Source organism: Halobaculum saliterrae, from assembly GCF_009831625.1.
Lineage (GTDB): Archaea > Halobacteriota > Halobacteria > Halobacteriales > Haloferacaceae > Halobaculum > Halobaculum saliterrae.
Genome location: NZ_WUUS01000003.1, coordinates 173,293 through 189,892 on the forward strand (window position 1 = coordinate 173,293; position 16,600 = coordinate 189,892).

Below are 16,600 nucleotides of genomic sequence, written 5' to 3' on the forward strand. Positions count from 1 at the left end.
GTGATCCGGTCGTGCGTCACGGTCGCACGGTATCGGTCGGAGCCCTTCGGCGTCGCTCGCGGTCGTCGCGGGCGCGACGCGTCACTCGCCGTGTGACTCCCTGAGTCGCTCCGCGATCCGCCGTCCCTCCGATCGCGGGTCAGCCTCGACGACCTCGATCGCGTCGCCGACGGCGATCTGGCCGGGCTCGACGACCTCCGCACAGATGCCGCCGCGGCGTCCCGTCAACGCCCGTGCGACTCCCTCCTCGTCGGCGACGTCCTCGAGGTGCGCGCAGGGAGGTCGCGGCCGGGTGCCGCGGAGCACGGCGCCGGATCCGGTCTCCGCTCCGCCCCCAGTACTCCTCGCGGCGTCCGTCCCGCCGATCCGGAACGTCGCCCCGAGGAGGTCCTCGAGGTCGACGCCGCGGACGACCACGTTGCGGCGGTGGCGGCCGTCGGTGAGGTCGATCTCGCGGTCGTCGCGGATCGACTCAAGCGCCGCGGCGTCGACGAGCGTGACCGCACAGACGTCGAACGGAGAGTAGTACCCGGTGCCGCGGAGGTAGCGGTCGCCCTCGACGCCGCCGGAGACGAGCGTGACGCGGTCGTGTTCGACCATCGGATCTCCCTCCCCGGGGGCCGTGTACAGGGCCTCGACGCTGGCGGGCATGGGTACGCGTCGTCGCGAGCAGAAATGAACGCTGTGCCGGGACCGAGCGCGAACGTCGGCCTCGGCGCGTCACCGAGCGGTGTCGATCGGCCCGTCGCCGGTGGGGCCATCGCCGACCGGCTCGGCGCCGGTCGGACCGTCGTCGATCCACCGGTCGACGACCCAGCGGAACAGCACGAGCCCCTGCACGACGAACAGGTTCGTGACGAGGAAGAACGTCGCCTCCTCGACGGGGAGCCCGGCGATCTCGATCCCGGTCGTGAACCGCTCCGAGAGGATCCAGATGTCCAGGGCGATCGCGACGCGGTCGACGACACACAGGTACAGCGTCGGCACGAGCGTCGCGAGCGCGACGAGGCGCCGCCGCGCCCACAGTTGCGGGGCGCCGACGGCCCACTGCAGGGCCAACACCGGCGCCGCCCACGCCGCGATCGCACCGAGGTACAGCGTCGCGTCGGTGCCGAGCATCACCCACCCGCCGATCCCGATCGCGGCCGCCAGTCCGACGCCGGCGACTCGGGTGGCGACCGGGCGGTCGACCGCCGGCCACGTCGACGGGATCGAGAGGTGCGAGAGCCACAGCGCCGTGATCCACGGCTGGACGAGGATGAACAGGTACTCGCCCACGGGGGCGTGGCCGAGGGTCGCGAGGGTCGCGCCCTCGCCGTACCCCCACACCCCGACGGCGATGAGGTAGTTGTCCCACGGAACGGTGTACACGAGCGCCACGAGCGTGACGACCGCGACGCCGGTCCAGTAGCGCCGTCCGTAGCCCGTTCGCGCGGCCGCGTGGTCCCCGACGGCTCGTGTCGCGTCGATCCGCGACCGGCTCACGAACCCGGTCGCGATCAGCGCCAGCACCGCCGGCACGAGGAACGCGAGGTGGAACTGGAGGTACGTGAGCGCGGTCGTCATGATGGATCGAGTGTCATCGATGTGGGTTCCGTCGGCGCGATGTCGGCACCGTGGGTCGTCGGTTCGCGTCGCCGCCGGGGTACTCCGGCGGCGACCCCACGGAGCCGGGTCGGTCAACGGCGGTCAGTCGAAGTCGGTTCGGCCGACGGCGAACGGTCGACGACAGTGACGCCGTTCCGGGCCGTTCAGTCGGCCGCGGTGGCGTCGGTCGTCGACGAGCCGGCCGCGTCGAGCACCTCGCGGCTCGACAGCAGGATGATCCCGAAGCCGACCTTCGCGACCAGGTCGAGGACCATGAAGCCGGCCGTCTCGATGTTCAGCGAGATGAGGCCGAGGCCCTCAGTGCCGACGATCCACCAGACCGGGTAGATCAGCCAGACGACGACGATCAGGTTCCGCAGGGTGCTGAACGTCGACGCGGCGTCGCCCGAGAGCTTGCTGGCCTTGTCGGCGAGCGAGCCGTACAGCATGTACAGGAGCACGAGCAGGAAGCCCGTCGAGACGCCCCACCAGACGAGGCGGCGTGCCCCGACCGAGAGGACGCCCGCGCCCTGGCTCAGCGTCGCGACCGCGCCGGTTCCGATCATCAGCACGTCGAGGCCGACGAGCGAGGCGATCTCGTTGCGGTTGGCGCCCGCGAGCAGCGCCAGGTCGACGAGCAGCAACGGTGTGGTGAACAGCCAGTCCGTGTATCGGGCCCAGTATATCGGGACCTCCTCGCCACCGAGTTCGACGATGGTTATGCCGAACCCGAGCGCCATCGCGAGATAGTTTACGAACGCGATGGCGGTGATGAATATCGTGACGATGTAGAACTCCTGTCGCCGCCGGTCCGTTTCGCCCCAGCCCCTGGCGATGAAGTACAACATCCCCAGGAGCATTCCGAGCGTGCCGATCCACAGCCAGATTCCTTCACTGCCGGGTTGTGGCATGATGCATACGAACGTAGGAGTGGTACACAGGTAAGGGGGATATGCAACTAGTTGGGGTCGACGGGGGCCGTCGCCCGTTCCTCCTCGCCCGCTCCGACAAAAGCGGCGACGAGCTTCCGCTGTGCCGCGCGGAGATGCTGGTGGAACGTCGATCGACTCACTCCCATCGACTCGGCGAGCTCGTCGCCGTCCACGTCGCGCGGCCACTCGAAGTACCCCGTCGTGAACGCGCGGACGAGCGCGGCGTGTTGTCGCTCGGTCAGCTCCCGCTCCACGGCGGCGACGAACTCGGGTCGAGTTCGGGCCCGTTCGGTCCGTCGGCGGTAGCCGAGGAGTTCCACGTGTTCGTGGCTGTCGGTGACAGCCTCGACCAACGACTGCGCGAGCGATTCGCGTGCGACCGACACCGAGACACGGGCGCCGTCGGCGTCGGCGACCACCGCCTCGAGATCGGCGCCGTACTCCGCCAGGAGGGGTCGAAGTCGGGACTCCGACACCGACAGTTCGGCCACCGACGCGTCAGCGGTCTCCGCGAACACGGAGTGAACGGTGACCGACTCGCCCGCGGCCGCCCGGAGCGCGTCGGCGTCGACGCCGGAGCCGTCGGCCGACACCTCGAACAGCATCGAGGGTCGGTCCCGATCCCCGACCGCGCCGCGGTGGCGCAGCGTGCACCCGGCGGCGCCGGCGACCGCGGACAGCGGGTGGTCGACGATCCCGAACTCGATCTCGAAGGCTCCCTCCTCGCGGAGCGTTCGCTGGCTCTCGATCGCGTTGACCCCCGTCGCGACGGCGCGCCCGAGCGCCGTCAACACGGCCCGCTCGTTGCTCGCGAACCCGCCGTCGGCGCGGGTGTACACCCCGACGGCACCGTACGTCGCGTCGCCGTAGTGGATCGGGATCGCCGCGACGGCGGTCACGCCGTCCGCCGCCGCGCCGTCGATCGACACGGTCCGGACGAACCGTTCGGACATCGCCTCCGCGACGGCCGTCCCGATCGGGGTGTCGCCGACCCCGTCGTCGACGGCGGAACCGTCTCCCGTCGCGTCGCCGAGGGGGAGACGGCTCCCGACCTCGTCGGTGCTGGTCGAGCCCGCCACTGCCGTGACCTCGATGTCGTCGGCCCGCGGGTCGTACCGACCGATCCACGCGCCGGCGTACGTCCGATCGATGCTGTCAACGATATCGCGTTCGAGGTCGTCACGCGAGGTCGCGCGGGTCACCGCCTCGGTCACGTCGACGACGACGCCGTCGAGCCGCTGGAGGAGGCGACGCTGCGCGACCCGCTCGCGCTCGATGCGCGCGGCCCGGTGTTCGGCGGCGCGCTCGGCGCGTTTGCGCCGCGTCACGTCCTGCTGGAAGCCGACGTAGTGGGTGATCGTGCCCGCCTCGTCCCGCAGGGGAGCGATCGTGACCTCGTTCCAGAACAGTTCGCCGCCGCGCCGGTAGTTGCGGAGCTCGACGGTCGTCGCCTCGCCGCGTTCGATCGCCTCCCGCATCCGCGCCACCGGCTCCTCGGTCGTCTGTTCGCCCTGCAGGAACCGGCAGTTCCGTCCGACCGCGTACGACGGCGGATAGCCGGTTATCCGCTCGAATGCGGCGTTCGCGTAGACGAGCGGCATGTCCGGCTCCGTCGCGTCCGCGATGGTGATGCCGACGGGCGCCTCGTCCATCGTCCGCGTCTTCAGCGCCTCGTCGACGGCGTCGGTGCTCGCCGCGGTCGGACCGCCGGACGCATCGAACCCACGCGTCACGGCGTCGACGTTCCCGGCGGAGTCTTCGGACCCGTGTCGCGCCATAGACCGCTAACGGGGCGAACCGACAAAACGTGCCGGGGTAGCGACGATGGCGGAGACGGTGACTCGTGTGTGATAGAGAAGGGTCCGTCGTGTGGAGGACGAACGAACGCGACCGGTTACGGCCAGGTGCCGCCGTCGGTGAACGCGTCGATGACCCGCTGGATCGCGACGACGTACGCCGCGGTCCGGAAGTTGGGCAGGTCGAGCGACTCGTAACACTCGGTGAGGTCGTCGAACGCCGAGACGATGTGGCGCTCGAGCTCCTCGTTGACGCGTTCCTCGGTCCAGTAGAAGCGCTGGCGGTTCTGGACCCACTCGAAGTAACTGACGGTGACGCCGCCGGCGTTCGCGAGGATGTCGGGGAACACGTGCACGTCGGCCTCGGTGAGCACGTCGTCGGCTTCGGGCGTGAGCGGGCCGTTGGCGGCCTCGACGATCACGTCGGCCCGCACGTCGCGGGCGAGGTCGCCGTCGATGGCGTTCTCCAGGGCGGCGGGGACGAGCAGGTCCACGTCGAGCGTGAGCAGGTCCTCGTTGGAGAACTCCTCGTCGGCGCCGTCGTACCCGGTGACGGAGCCGGTCTCGTTCTTGTGTTCCTTCACCTCGCGGGCGTCGAGGCCGTCCTCGGCGTACACGGCGCCCGAGGAGTCGGACACGGCGACGACGTTCGCGCCGAGGTCCTCGATGAGGTAGGCGGCGATGTGCCCGGCGTTGCCATACCCCTGGACGGCGACGCTCGCGCCCTCGATGTCCCTGTCGAGGTACTCGAACGCCTCGCGGGCGGTGAGCATCGTCGACCGGCCCGTCGCCTCGACGCGGCCCTCCGAGCCGCCGGACTCGAGCGACTTGCCCGTGACGACGCCCGGCTCGGTCGTGTTCTCGAGCGTCTCGTAGGTGTCCTTGATCCAGTTCATCTCCCGCTGGCCCGTGTTCACGTCGGGCGCCGGGATGTCCTTGTCCTCGCCGATGAACGGGCGAAGCTCCTCCGCGAACGAGCGGGTGAGTCGCTCGACCTCCGCGGCGGAGTAGTCGGACGGGTCGACGACGATGCCGCCCTTGCCGCCGCCGTAGGGGATGTCGACGACGGCGCACTTGTACACCATCCACCCCGACAGGGCCTTCACCTCGTCGCGGGTGACGCCCGGATGATAGCGGATGCCGCCCTTGTACGGGCCGCGGTCGCCGTTGAACTCCGAACGGAACGCCCGAAACCGCTCCAGCGACCCGTCGTCCAGTTCCACGGAGAGGTTCAGCTCCAGCACCCGCTCGGGGTGTTTCAGTCGTTCGCGCACGTCGTCGGCGACGTCGAGGTGCGCCGACGCGTCGTCGATCTGCTCCTGGAGACTCTCGAAGGGGTTCGCCTGCTCGGCCATGGGGTTCCGGTTTCGTCCATCACTTGTTAGTCCTGTCGACGGCTTCGACGCCGCGATCCCCCCGCAGTCTGCCGATCTCGATCCCATGTATAGTAATGACGATCGATGACAGTAGGTATCATATCATTGTGTATATATCCCTTCCATGAATCAATATCATCAATATTTTATCCACCTCCAGCCGAGCGGGCAGTACCCGTGCCGTCGCGTCCACGCGGCGGCCGAACCCACCATGTCAACCGGAACAGCAGGCACCGGCGAGAAGCGCGTCGCCACCGACGAACAGAGCGAGCCGGACTCGGCGCTGGAGACGGCTCGGCGGCAACTGGAACACGCCGCGGCGCACCTCGACGTCGACCCCGGCGTCATCGAGCGGCTGAAGCATCCGACGACCGTCCACCGGGTCGCGGTGCCGCTGGAGCGTGACGACGGCTCCGTCGAGGTGTTCACCGGTTACCGCGCCCAGCACGACGACGTGCGCGGCCCGTACAAGGGCGGCCTGCGCTTCCACCCGGAGGTGAGCGAGGAGGAGTGCGTCGGCCTCTCCATGTGGATGACCTGGAAGTGCGCGGTGATGGACCTCCCGTTCGGCGGCGGCAAGGGCGGCGTCGTCGTCGACCCGAAGGACCTCTCCGAGGGCGAGCACGAGCGGCTGACCCGCCGGTTCGCCGAGGAACTGCGCAAGTTCGTCGGGCCGAAGAAGGACATCCCGGCGCCCGACATGGGCACCGACGCGCAGACGATGGCGTGGTTCATGGACGCGTACTCCATGCAGGAGGGCGAGACGATCCCCGGCGTCGTCACGGGCAAGCCGCCCGTCGTCGGCGGCTCGGAGGGGCGCGAGGAGGCGCCCGGCCGCTCGGTCGCGATCGTCACCCGCGAGGCGGCGCAGTACTACGACTACGGCCTCGACGGCCTCACCGTCGCCGTGCAGGGGTACGGCTCGGTTGGCGCGAACGCCGCCCGACTGCTCGACGACTGGGGCGCGGACGTGGTCGCAGTCTCCGACTCCGGGGGCGCCGTCCACGACCCGACCGGGCTCGACACCCACGCGATCCCGAGCTTCGCAGAGCAGCCGAACGCCGTCACCGACTACGCCGACGAGACCGAGGGCGCCGACCTGCTCGACGGCGGGAACGACATCCTCGAACTCGACGTGGACGTGCTGATCCCGGCGGCCGTCGGCAACGTCATCACCGTCGACAACGCGAACGCGATCCGCGCGGACATCGTCGTCGAGGGCGCGAACGGCCCGACGACGTTCCCGGCCGACGAGATCCTCGCCGAGCGCGGGATCCACGTCGTCCCGGACATCCTCGCGAACGCCGGCGGCGTCACCGTCAGCTACTTCGAGTGGCTGCAGGACATCAACCGTCGCACGTGGACGCTCGAACAGGTACAGGAGGAACTGGAGTCCGAGATGCTCTCGGCGTGGAACGCCGTCCGCGAGGAGGTCGAGGCGAGGGACGTCACCTGGCGCGACGCCGCCTACGTCGTCGCGCTCGACCGCATCGCGGAGGCCAAGAGCGTCCGCGGCCTGTGGCCCTGACGCGGTAGAACGGGCCTCCGACCGTTCCGCGTCTCGACCGCTATTCGTCGTCCCGGTCGCCGTCCCACTCGCCCGCCAGCCGCGCGTACTCGCGGACCCGTTCGGCCTGCGCGATCAACGGCGCGTCGATCATCTCGCCGTCGACCTCGAACACGCCGCGGTCGTCGGCGGCCGCGGCGTCGCGGGCCGAGAGCACGCGCTCGGCCCACGCGATCTCGTCGTCCTCGGGGGTGAACGCGTCGTTGATGACGGGCACCTGCGAGGGGTGGATCGCCATCTTCCCGTCGTAGCCGAGCGTCGCCGCGAACCGCGTCTCCTCGGCGAGCCCCGCCTCGTCGCCGAAGTCGGTGTAGACCGTGTCGATGGCGTCGACGCCGGCGGCCGCGGCCGCCGCGACGGTCTTCTCGCGGGCGTACAGCACCTCCGTCCCCTCGTCTGTTCGCGTCGCCCCCAGGTCCGCGGAGAGGTCCTCGGCGCCGAAGGCGACGGCGTCGGTCGGTTCCGCGTCCGCGATGGACTCCGCCCGGAGGACGCCGCGGGCGGTCTCTATCAGCGCGATCACGGGGACCGAGCGGTCGTGCTCCCGGAGCTGGTCCCCGAGCTGTTCGACCGCGTCCGCCGACTCCGCCTTGGGGAGCATCACCGCGTCGAACGCGGCGTCGCCGTCGTCGACGAGGGCCTCCAGGTCGCGGTACGTCTCGGTTCCGGTGACGCGGACGCACACCTCGGCGTCCGGATCGAAGTCGGGGTCGGTGAGCACGTCGCGAACGGCCGCCCGCGCCTCCTCCTTGCGGCCGGGTGCGACCGCGTCCTCCAGGTCGAACACGATCGTGTCCGCGCCCGCGGCGGGCGCCTTCCGCATCAGTTCGGGACGATCGCCCGGAGAGAACATGACGCTGCGTCGTGGCATGCATCGGCGTTCGTCGGACCGGCGTATCAATCCCGCCGACCGGAACGCGGGCGAGCGGGCCCCGGTCGTCGTGAGCCGGACGACGAATTCCCGCACGGTTTTCACCCGCCCATCCGTCGCCTCCTCCATGGCCGGCAAGTATTACGAGGAGTTCGAGGTCGGCGAGACGATCGTCCACGAGAAGCGCCGAACCGTCTCCGAGCGGGACAACCAGACGTTCTGCGACATGACGATGAACCAGCAGCCGCTCCACCTCGACGCCGAGTTCGCCGCCGAGACGCAGTTCGGCGAGCGCCTTGTGAACGGCATCTACACGATGGCGTTGGCGACGGGCCTGTCGATCCCCGACACCACCGACGGCACCATCGTCGCGAACCTCTCGTACGACGACGTGGAACACCCCAACCCGGTGTTCCACGGCGACACGATCCGCGCGGAGTCGACGGTGCTCGACAAGCGCGAGACCAGCGACGGCGAGCGCGGCGTCGTGACCATGCGGGTGGACGCGTACAAGCTCGACGGGGAGGATGATGCGGCCGCCGAGGGGAAAGCCGACGGCGGCGAGACCCTCGTGTGCACGTTCGAGCGAACGGTGCTGTCGCTGAAGCGCGAACACGCCGAGTAGTCGTCGACGGCGCCCAGGCGGTCTATTCTCCTCCTCCCCGAATCAAATTTCGCGCTCGATATCGCGAACCACTGTTATGATCGCTCGAACGGAACGTGAGTCGCGAGCCATGACCGGGGAGACACCCAGCGGTGTCGGAGCAGGGAGCGGGATCGGTTCGGACGTGTCTGAGCGCGAACGCGCCGACGAGGACGCGGGGACGGTCGAACGCGTCGCTCGCCACATGGCGCGCGAACTGTGTGCGGGGTTCAGATACCACGATCGAGGCGAACGGGATGCGGCCGTCGAGTCGTTCACCGAGGTCGATCGCCGTCAGTTCGCCCACGTCGACGGCGAGGCGGCGCGACGGGCGGCCCAAGCGTACGTCGACGCGCTGTGGGCGAAAGACGAACTTGAGGCGGACCACGTCGACGGCGACCGGATCGATCCCGAGTCGATCCGCGACGGCGACTGGGGACGCGTCCGCGACGCGCTGGTCGAGCGTGCCGCCGTGCTCAACATCGACCGCGAGTACGCGAGTGCGACGACCCGGGCGTGGCGCAACCACAAGGCGAACGGCGACTACTGGACGCCGATGTTGCGCGCGCAGCTGCTCGAGTACCGTGTCGCCGTCGGCGACGAGGGGTACCCGGACAAGCCGAGCGACGGCCGGGAGGGGTTCGGCGCCGCGCCGGTCCGGTACCTCCTCGGGGTGGAACTCCACGACCTCCATACCGGCGAGCGCTGGGAGGAGGCGATCCGAGTGATGGAACCATACTACCGGGGGATCATCCGAGCACACCGGGGCGACTGACCGACGGCGCGTCGACGCCGGCGGCTTTATCAGTCCTGCACGATATCCCCGGCCATGTCGTCACCCTCCGCCGACGGGGAGCTCCCCGACGGCTTCGACTGGCTCTCGCTCGACCCCGAGGAGGAGGTCATCTGGATCGGGAAGCCGCACTCGATGAGTCTCGTCCCCGCGCTCGTGGTCGGGGTTCCCCTCTCGTTGGTCCTCATCGGGCTCGCGATCATCGCCTCGGCGTACCTCTCGCGGGAGAACACCGAGTACGTGATCACGACCGAGGCGCTGTACAAGAAGCGCGGCGTCGTCTCCCGCGACGTGAAGCGCGTCGGCTTCGAGAAGGTACAGGACACCTCCTACTCGCAGGACTTCTTCGGCACGCAGTTCGGTTACGGGAGCGTCGACATCTCGACGGCCGGGGGATCCGGCGTCGAGCTCAGCTTCGACAGCGTCGCGGATCCCAAGCGGATCCAGGAACTCGTCAACGAGCGCATCCGCGCCCGCGACCCCCGCGGCGACGCCGGCGACGGCGAGTCGAAGGCCGACGTGCTCGACGACGTTCTCGCGGAACTGCGCGCGATCCGCGCCGCCGTCGAGGGCGACGCCGCTCCCGCGACCCGCGACGACGGGATCGCCCACGACGCGACGACGGAGACCGGCTCGTCCGCCGCCGACGAGGAGTGATGTCCGACGCCGGTTCCGCCGACGTCCCGGACGCCGTGCCGGTCGACGACGACGAGTCCGTGCTTTGGACCGGTCGGCCGCGGCTCTCGGCGGCGTTCCCCGCGGCGTTCGTCGGTGTGCTCGTGGCTGCCGTGGGGCTAGCCGTCGCCGTCGGGCCGGCGGCGACGAGCCGATTCGGGGTCGCTATCGCGGCGGTCGCCGTCCTCGTCGGCCTCGCCATCCCCGGGGCGGCGGTGCTGTCGCTGCTGAACACGCGGTACGTGCTCACCGATCGCGCGGCGTCGGTCAGGACCGGCGTCGTCGGGCGGCGGGTGCGACGTGCGCGGCTCTCGACGGTCGAGAACTCCGCGTACGAGCAGTCCGTCACGGGCTCGCTGTTCGGCTACGGCACCGTGACGCTGGAGACGGCGGCCGACGGCGTCTCCTTCCGCCGCGTCGACGACCCGCAGGCGGTACGGTCGCTCGTCGACGAGCACGCCCGCGACGCCCGGGAGGCCCGGGACGCCGGCGGCGACGACGGCGAGTCGATCCCGGGGTCGATCGACTCGTGGCGGGCGGTCCGCGAGGAGCTTCGGCTGCTCCACGCGGCGCTCGACCGGTGATCCTCGTCGCTTCGGTGACGATCCGTGGCACTACGTCGTGACGAAGTCCGAGAGGGCGTGGGGCGAACAGGCGATGCGGCGGCGTCGGACGACGGGGCATCGCGCACCCGCTGGCCGTCGTCCGGTCGGTCGTCAGGTCACGGGCGGGCTGGTCCCGTCATCTCGTATAAACCCGATCAGAGCACCGTGCCGTGCTTCTTGTCCGGGATCGACTTCTCGATGTCCTCGTAGAAGTCGAACCGTTGGACGAGTTCCTCGCGCAGATCCGACGGAGGAACGATCTCGTCGATGACGACCTCGCTGGCCATCCGATGGATGTCGATGTCGCGGCGGTACTCCTCGCGGAGTTCGTCCTCGCGTTCCGCACGCTCCTCGGGGTCGTCGATCTCCGCGAGTTTATTCGCGTAGACGGCGTTGATCGCCGCTTCGGGGCCCATGATCCCGATCTCGCCGGACGGGAGCCCGATGACGGACTCCGGTTCGTAGGCCGGGCCCCCCATCGCGTAGATGCCCGCGCCGTACGCCTTGCGGACGACGACGGTCTGCTTGGGCACCGTCGCCGAGGAGGTCGCGTAGATGAACTTCTTCCCCTTCTCGAGGATGGCGTCCTTCTCCACCTGCGATCCCGCCATGAACCCGGGCGTGTCACAGAGGTACAGCAGGGGGATCTCGTAGGCGTCGCACGTCCAGATGAACTCGGCGGCCTTCTCGGCGGCGCCGGGGAAGATGGCGCCCGAGCGCTCGGTCGGTTGATTCGCGACGACACCGACGGGCTTGCCGTCGATGCGGGCGAACGCGGTGACGATCTCCTTCCCGTACTCGGGCTTCAGCTCGAAGACGGACTCCGCGTCGCAGATCCGGTCGAGCAGGTCGTGCACGTCGTACGGGCGGTTGGGCGCCTCGGGGATCAGCTCGTCGATGCCCTCGGGGGAGTACGTCGGCGGCTTCGGATCGCTTCGCGGGGGCTTCTCGCCGGCCTTGTCCGGGAGGTACGTGACGAGATCCGCGACCAGTTCGCGGGCGTGCTGTTCGTCCTCGGCGACGAGGTCCGCGCTGCCGGAGTACTTCGCGTGCACGTCGGGGCCGCCGAGGTCGTCCATCTCGATCTCCTCGCCGGTGACCATCTTCACCATCCGCGGCGACGCGATCGCCATCGCGGACATCCCCTCGACCATGACGGTGAAGTCGGCGAAGACGGGGGTGTAGGCGGCGCCGGCGATACAGGGGCCGTAGAGCACGCAGATCTGCGGGACCCGCCCGGAGAGCATCGAGTGGTTGTAGTAGTACTTCCCGATCCCCTCGCGGTTGGCGAAGAAGCCCGTCTGCTGGTCGATCCGGCCGCCCGAGGAGTCCATCAGGTAGAGGACGGGCTTGCCGTTCTTCAGCGCGCGCTGTTGCATCCGCAGGAACTTCTCGACGCCCTTTCCGGCCATCGACCCCGCCTTCACCGTGAAGTCGTTCGCCATGAAGTGGAGGTCGCGGCCCTCGAAGGTCGCGGCGCCGGTGAGGAGCCCGTCGGCGGGGAGGCGATTCCCCTCGTCGGACTCCTCGACGTCGGGGGAGTTCCCGTGCCACGCGTCGAAGTGGGCGAACTTGCCGTCCTCGAACTTCACGCCGTCGGCGGCGTCCTCGCGGTCGGCGTCGCCGACGCCGCCCTCCCCGCTCTCCCCGAACCACAGGTCGAGGCGGTCGCGGACGAACAGCTTCCCCTGGTCGGGGAGACGTTGCTTGTACTTCTCCGGTCCCCCCTGCAGGATGTCGTCGATCTCGGCGCGGAGGGCGGCCTCGCGGTCGGTCGGTCCCAGATCGTCGTCCAGCGGGTACTCGATCTCGGGGGGCTCGGCGACCGCGATCGGCTCGTCGGCGTCGTCGCCGGCGTACACCTCGATGTCGACGCCGAAGTGCTCGGCCAGCGCCGAGGCGATGGCGCCGGCCTCCTCCTCGGTTGCAGCCGCGCCCACGTGGACTTTCATACGGTGGTGTGCGCAAGAATTGCGGAAAGAGTTTTCCATGGACGGCGGCGCGAGTCGGCCGTCCGCGATCGCCTGTCAACCGTCTTTCCACACGGTCGATCTGGATAGACTCAAGTCGACCGCGCCGAACGATCAGGCGTGAGCGACGATCACGACGATACCCTCCGGTCCCTCGCAGAGCTGCCGACGATGGCCCACCCCGCGCCGGCCCCCGACGGCGACGAGGTGGCGCTGTACTACGACATCGACGGCCGCAACCAACTGTACCTCCTCGATCCCGACACCGGCGACCTCGAGCAGTGGTCCGACGGGCAGGTCCCGAAGGACGCCCGCCACGGCTTCGCGTGGGACGCCGCCGGCGAGCGCGTCTTCTTCCACCTCGACGAGGCCGGCAACGAGCAAAACGACGTCCACGCCATCGACCGCGACGGGAACGCCGAGCCGGTCGTCGAGATGGACGGGCAGGTTGCGCTCCAGTCGGTCGGCGACGACGGCGAGACGCTGCTGGTCGGCTCGAACGCCGACGGCCAGATGAACGTCTACCGTCACGACCTCCCTTCGGGCGAGACGACGAAGCTCACCGACTACGATCGCGCCGTCTGGACGGCGGAACTGTCGCCCGAGGGTGACCGGTTCGCGTTCATGACCAACACCTCCGAGGACTACGACAACGCGGACGTGTTCGTCGCCGATATCGACGGCTCGAACGCCCGGAACATCGAGGTCGGCGAGACCGGCGCGGAATCCGCCCCCGCGGACTGGCACCCAGACGGCGACGCGCTGCTCGTCTCGGACAACACGCCGGACAAGGGGCGCTGTGGCGTCTACGACCTCCAGGCCGACGACGTGACGTGGTACGGCGACGGCGAGTACGAGGAGACGCCCGCGTTCTTCCTCCCGGACGGCGACCGGTTCCTCGCGACGCGCTCGCGTGACGCCGAGGCCGTTCCCGTCGTCTACGACGCCGAGACCGGCGAGGGTCGCGAACTCGACCTCCCCGGCGGCGTCGCGTCGCTGGCGGACGACACTCCCCTGGACGACGGCCGCGTGCTCGTCCAGCACACGACGCCGACGCGCCGCCCCGAACTGCTCGCCTACGACCTCGCGAGCGACGAGTACGAGACCGTTCTGAATGCGGAGTACGGGCCGTTTTCACACGACGACTTCGCCGACGCGGAGTACTTCACGTTCGAGTCGGACGGCGTGCCCGAAACGCCCCAGCGTGCCGTCGACCACGACCCCTACGAGGAGTTGGAGATCGGCGCGATCCTCTACGACTCCGGCGAGCGACCGTCGCCGTTGGTCGTCAATCCCCACGGCGGCCCGCGCGCCCGCGACACCCTCTCGTTCAGTTACCGCACGCAGTTCCTGCTCTCGCGCGGCTTCTCGGTCCTGCAGGTGAACTACCGCGGCTCCACCGGGCGCGGTCGCGAGTTCGTCGAGGAGCTGTACGACGACTGGGGCGGCGCCGAACAGGGCGACGTCGCCACCGCGGCCGAGCACGTCCTCGCGGAGTACGACTGGCTCGACGACGACCGCGTCGTCGTCTTCGGCGGCTCCTACGGCGGCTACTCCGCCTACTGGCAGCTCGTCCAGTTCCCCGACCTCTACGACGCCGGGGTCGCGTGGGTCGGCGTCTCGGACCTGTTCGACATGGCCGAGAACACCATGCCGCACTTCCGCTCGGAGCTGATGGTGAAGTACCTCGGCGAACCCGACGAGAACGAGGCGCTGTACGAGGAGCGCTCTCCAGTCACCTACGCCGACAACCTCGACGCCCCACTGCTCATCGTTCACGGCGTCAACGACCGTCGGGTGCCCGTCTCGCAGGCGCGGATCTTCCGGGACGCGCTCGACGACGCGGGCTACGATGAGGGCGACGGCTACGAGTACGAGGAACTCGGCGAGGAGGGACACGGCTCCTCGGACATCGACGACAAGCTCAGGAGCCTCGAACTGCTCGACGACTTCTTCGAGCGACGCGTCGGCACCGTCGAGGCCGACGTGGCCGCGAGCGACGACTAGCGACGACCGGGCGGCGTCGCCACCGAGCGGGGGGTGATCGGGCCGACGCTGATCACTTCCCGCTCTTTTCGGTCACGCGGAACTCCTCGGGCGGGTTGAGCACGCCGGCGACCGTCCCCAGCGAATGCACCACGGTGACGACGGGTGCGAGCGGCACCGCGAGGGCCCACCCCGCCGTCTCGCGACCGTAGTGCGCGACCCCGCGGAGGAACCAGAACGCCGTGAACGCCGCCAGCGTCAGCGACGCGGCGAGGAACAGGCCGCCGAACACCACCGAGACGCCGACGATCGACAGCGGGATCGCCACCAGCGTCACCACCGGCGACAGCGCCCACGCGTAGTTTCGCAGACGAGTGAGCAGTCGGTAGCGGGCGGGCAGCATCTTCGCCGCCCGGAGGTTCCCCGCGGTCCACCGGCGGCGCTGCTGGGTGATCTCGTACAGCGACGGCGGCGCCTCGTTGCGCACGACCACCTCCGACAGTTCGAAGTCGAGGTCGAACCGCTCGGCCGCTCGCCAGACGAACGCGGTGTCCTCGACGAGCGTCTCGCGGTTCCACGTCACCGCGTCCTCGACCTCCCGTCGGACGGCGATGCCCCCGCCCCACGCGAACAGCGGGATCGAGAGCCGCGCGAACGCCCGCTGCTCGACCTGGACGCCCATCCGGTACACGTCCGCGAGGTACGAGAGGACCGAGCCGGTGCGACGCGGCTCCTCGCGAAGCTGGACCACGTCGGCGTCCGGGAGTCCCTCGAACTCCGCCATGTGACTGTCCTCGTCGAGATAGAGGACGAACTCGCGGTCGCAGTCGACGTGTCTCCGCGCCCACTCCAGCGCGCGGCCCTTCCGGACGGCCTCGGCCTCGAACTCGTCGGGTACGACGTGGACCGTCGCGCCCGGCACGTCGATGTCCGCCTCCGCGATGACGCGCACGTCGTCCAGTTCGTCGGGGAGCGACTCGACCGTCCGACGGACCACCTCCGCCGCGTCGATGGTCATGATCCGAACCTGTACGTCGTCTCCGCCGTGCACCGGGTCCGGCTCCTCGTACCCCGCGCCGACGGCGTACGTCAGGACGACCCACAGGAGCGCCGTCCCGGCGAACAGGATGGTTGTTCCCCACAGTGTCGCCGCCAGCAGCGACCGTGCGTCGACCGGCAGTCCCACCACGCCGGGAAACGCCAGCGCGGCGGCCGCCGCGAGCAGGCTCGCGACGGTCGCGATCAGGCCGACTCGTTCGAGGTTCATCGTGGTCGTCGCGAACGGCCTCGTCCCCTTCAACGGGGACAGCGCTCAACGCGGATTGGTGGCGCTGGGACCGAATTAAGCCGCATTAATCGAGCGACTCGGCCGGGTCGACTCCGAACGCGATAGATCGATGCCCCGGTCGGCAGTAACACGTGCCGGGCGGCTCGCCCGCAAGCTCGCCGCCGTGGTATCGTCGCCTCACTCGCCCACTTCGTTCGCTCCCCCGCGCATCGCTACTCTACCGGGCGGCTCGGCCCACAGACCTCTCCGCCGTGAGCCGAGGCCTCCCTTCGGTCGGCCTCGCTAGTCGAACATCTTGTCGTCGAACTCCGGCACGTCGAACCCGCCCTCGCCGCCCCACCCGTCCATCACCCGGCTCTGATACAGCATCATCGCCACCTGCGGCACCGCCTGCGGCGGCACCGGCGAGGAGTCGTCGAACGCCTCGTCGGCCCAGCCGTTGTACTCGTCGACGATGTCCATCGCGTCCTTGAAGCTGCGCAACATGAGCGCCTTGTAGCGATCTCTCATT

At 69.6% G+C, this 16,600-nt stretch carries 15 protein-coding genes; 6 read left to right on the forward strand and 9 right to left on the reverse strand.

Annotated features, from left to right (window positions below):
* Positions 1–81: 81 nt before the first annotated feature.
* From GRX01_RS05680 to GRX01_RS05700, 5 genes are all read right to left on the reverse strand, one after another.
* On the reverse strand, positions 82–651 hold the full coding sequence (locus GRX01_RS05680) for an MOSC domain-containing protein (RefSeq protein WP_159664343.1): 570 nt from the start codon (positions 649–651) through the stop codon (positions 82–84).
* A 69-nt stretch (positions 652–720) separates the two neighbouring features.
* The gene (locus GRX01_RS05685) at positions 721–1,566 is read right to left on the reverse strand and encodes a lycopene cyclase domain-containing protein (protein ID WP_159664345.1); all 846 of its coding nucleotides are present in this window, start codon (positions 1,564–1,566) and stop codon (positions 721–723) included.
* A gap of 185 nt (positions 1,567–1,751) precedes the next feature.
* Complete coding sequence (locus GRX01_RS05690) at positions 1,752–2,498, reverse strand: bacteriorhodopsin (RefSeq protein ID WP_159664347.1); 747 nt, start codon at positions 2,496–2,498, stop codon at positions 1,752–1,754.
* 47 nt (positions 2,499–2,545) lie between these two features.
* A complete protein-coding gene (locus tag GRX01_RS05695) occupies positions 2,546–4,297 on the reverse strand; it encodes a PAS domain-containing protein (RefSeq protein WP_159664350.1) in 1,752 nt (583 codons plus the stop codon).
* A gap of 116 nt (positions 4,298–4,413) precedes the next feature.
* The gene (locus GRX01_RS05700; protein ID WP_159664352.1) at positions 4,414–5,670 is read right to left on the reverse strand and encodes a Glu/Leu/Phe/Val family dehydrogenase; all 1,257 of its coding nucleotides are present in this window, start codon (positions 5,668–5,670) and stop codon (positions 4,414–4,416) included.
* Positions 5,671–5,902: 232 nt separating this feature from the next.
* On the opposite strand from GRX01_RS05700, the gene gdhB reads away from it, so the two are divergent.
* On the forward strand, positions 5,903–7,219 hold the full coding sequence (gene gdhB, locus GRX01_RS05705; protein ID WP_159664354.1) for a glutamate dehydrogenase GdhB: 1,317 nt from the start codon (positions 5,903–5,905) through the stop codon (positions 7,217–7,219).
* 40 nt (positions 7,220–7,259) lie between these two features.
* Here gdhB and GRX01_RS05710 read toward each other — a convergent pair whose 3' ends face one another.
* Complete coding sequence (locus GRX01_RS05710; RefSeq protein WP_159664356.1) at positions 7,260–8,129, reverse strand: HpcH/HpaI aldolase/citrate lyase family protein; 870 nt, start codon at positions 8,127–8,129, stop codon at positions 7,260–7,262.
* Positions 8,130–8,256: 127 nt separating this feature from the next.
* Between GRX01_RS05710 and GRX01_RS05715 the strand changes: the two genes are divergently transcribed.
* From GRX01_RS05715 to GRX01_RS05730, 4 genes are all read left to right on the forward strand, one after another.
* On the forward strand, positions 8,257–8,754 hold the full coding sequence (locus tag GRX01_RS05715; RefSeq protein ID WP_159664358.1) for a MaoC family dehydratase: 498 nt from the start codon (positions 8,257–8,259) through the stop codon (positions 8,752–8,754).
* A gap of 109 nt (positions 8,755–8,863) precedes the next feature.
* A complete protein-coding gene (locus GRX01_RS05720) occupies positions 8,864–9,547 on the forward strand; it encodes a hypothetical protein (RefSeq protein WP_159664360.1) in 684 nt (227 codons plus the stop codon).
* Positions 9,548–9,601: 54 nt separating this feature from the next.
* Entirely contained in the window at positions 9,602–10,222 is a 621-nt protein-coding gene (locus tag GRX01_RS05725; protein ID WP_159664370.1) for a PH domain-containing protein, read from the forward strand.
* Positions 10,222–10,824: a PH domain-containing protein gene (locus tag GRX01_RS05730; RefSeq protein WP_159664381.1), complete on the forward strand. Its 603-nt coding sequence runs from the start codon at positions 10,222–10,224 to the stop codon at positions 10,822–10,824. Before GRX01_RS05725 ends, GRX01_RS05730 begins: the two co-directional genes overlap by 1 nt.
* A 176-nt stretch (positions 10,825–11,000) precedes the next feature.
* On the opposite strand, the gene GRX01_RS05735 is transcribed toward GRX01_RS05730, so the two are convergent.
* Complete coding sequence (locus GRX01_RS05735; RefSeq protein WP_159664383.1) at positions 11,001–12,797, reverse strand: acyl-CoA carboxylase subunit beta; 1,797 nt, start codon at positions 12,795–12,797, stop codon at positions 11,001–11,003.
* Positions 12,798–12,986: 189 nt separating this feature from the next.
* On the opposite strand from GRX01_RS05735, the gene GRX01_RS05740 reads away from it, so the two are divergent.
* Positions 12,987–14,822, forward strand: a complete 1,836-nt coding sequence (locus GRX01_RS05740) for a S9 family peptidase (protein ID WP_159664772.1) — start codon at positions 12,987–12,989, stop codon at positions 14,820–14,822.
* A 52-nt stretch (positions 14,823–14,874) separates the two neighbouring features.
* Here GRX01_RS05740 and GRX01_RS05745 read toward each other — a convergent pair whose 3' ends face one another.
* Both GRX01_RS05745 and GRX01_RS05750 read right to left on the reverse strand, forming a co-directional pair.
* The gene (locus tag GRX01_RS05745; RefSeq protein WP_159664385.1) at positions 14,875–16,068 is read right to left on the reverse strand and encodes a glycosyltransferase; all 1,194 of its coding nucleotides are present in this window, start codon (positions 16,066–16,068) and stop codon (positions 14,875–14,877) included.
* A 303-nt stretch (positions 16,069–16,371) separates the two neighbouring features.
* Positions 16,372–16,599 (reverse strand): hypothetical protein, encoded by a 228-nt coding sequence (locus GRX01_RS05750; RefSeq protein WP_159664387.1) that lies wholly within the window; start codon positions 16,597–16,599, stop codon positions 16,372–16,374.
* Position 16,600 lies beyond the last annotated feature (1 nt).